This is a genomic window from Mesorhizobium sp. M1E.F.Ca.ET.063.01.1.1, assembly GCF_003998155.1.
In the GTDB taxonomy this organism is placed as follows: domain Bacteria; phylum Pseudomonadota; class Alphaproteobacteria; order Rhizobiales; family Rhizobiaceae; genus Mesorhizobium.
Window position 1 is genome coordinate 1 of the sequence record NZ_RZSC01001209.1, and the last position, 1,123, is coordinate 1,123.

A 1,123-nucleotide genomic window follows, 5' to 3' on the forward strand; every position below is an offset into this window, starting at 1 on the left:
CCCTGCACCTGCGGCAGCAGATAGAAGTCGAACTCGAGGCTCTTGAAGCCCCAGTCCTTCATCAGCGCGATCTTCAGCCGGTCGAGATCGCCGAGCGGCTTGTGCATGTCGGGCTCTTCGATCTCGACATAGCACATGCGGATCGCCGTATCGCGGGCGATGACCCTGGTGTCGGCGTCCTTGCGGATGGTCTGGGCGTTGATGACCGTGTCCTGCGGCACGTCGATGACGAGGTCGCCGAGGATCTGCGCCGAGCAGGAAAGGCGGCGGTGCTCGGGCAGGCCGCGCACGCGCTCGTAGCGCTCCTCCTTGGCGCCCTTGGGCGAGATGTGTTCGTTGGACGAGACGATCTTGTGCTTGGCGAAACTGCCTTCCTGCACCTCGATCTGGCAGCGCCCGCAGGTTGCGCGACCGCCGCACACGCTCTCGACATAAACGCCGAGCTGGCGCGCGGCATCCAACACCGGCGTGCCGACCGGGAACCGCCCGCGCTTGCCTGACGGCATGAACAGCACGAGCGGATCGGTTATGTTCGGGGGAGGGTTCATATGCGAATACCTCCCTCTGTCGAAAAAGTCACAATCTCTACCTTATGCCCTCGCCATGCGGGCTTCACGGCCGCCGCGGCGACGACCGCCTGCGGCAGCGCCATCGCCAGGGGCGGTGACCGCCACTGGAGCGGCAACCGCATGGCCGCCTTCGGCAGGCTTGTAGTCCTTGTAGGTCCTGATCCAGTTGGTGCAGTTCTCATCCGTGCCGTTCAGCACGTTGGCGCCGCGCACGGCTTCCATTTCCTGCGGACGGACCGGGTTCATGATGGCGCTGGTCATGCCGGCGCCGATCACCATCGGGATGAAGGCGGCGTTGATGCCGTGGCGGTGCGGCAGGCCGAAGGAGATGTTGGAGAGGCCGCAGGTGGTGTTGACCTTGAGCTCCTCGCGCAGGCGGCGAAGCAGCGCGAACACCTGACGGCCGGCATCGCCCAGCGCGCCGATCGGCATCACCAGCGGGTCGACGACAACGTCATGAGAGGGGATGCCGTGGTCGGCGCAGCGCTCGACGATCTTCTTGGCGACGGCGAAACGGACGTCCGGGTCCATCGAGATGCCAGTCTCGTCGTTCG

Annotated in this window: 1 protein-coding gene and 1 pseudogene; both read right to left on the minus strand. The window is 65.4% G+C overall.

What is annotated here, in order from left to right:
• Positions 1 to 652 (minus strand): annotated as a pseudogene (locus EOA29_RS37310) (2Fe-2S iron-sulfur cluster-binding protein); the annotation flags it as partial.
• The coding region (locus EOA29_RS37315) for a dihydropteroate synthase (protein ID WP_189479134.1) at positions 591 to 1,123 on the minus strand (533 nt) is incomplete at its 5' end. The pseudogene EOA29_RS37310 and the gene EOA29_RS37315, both read right to left, overlap by 62 nt.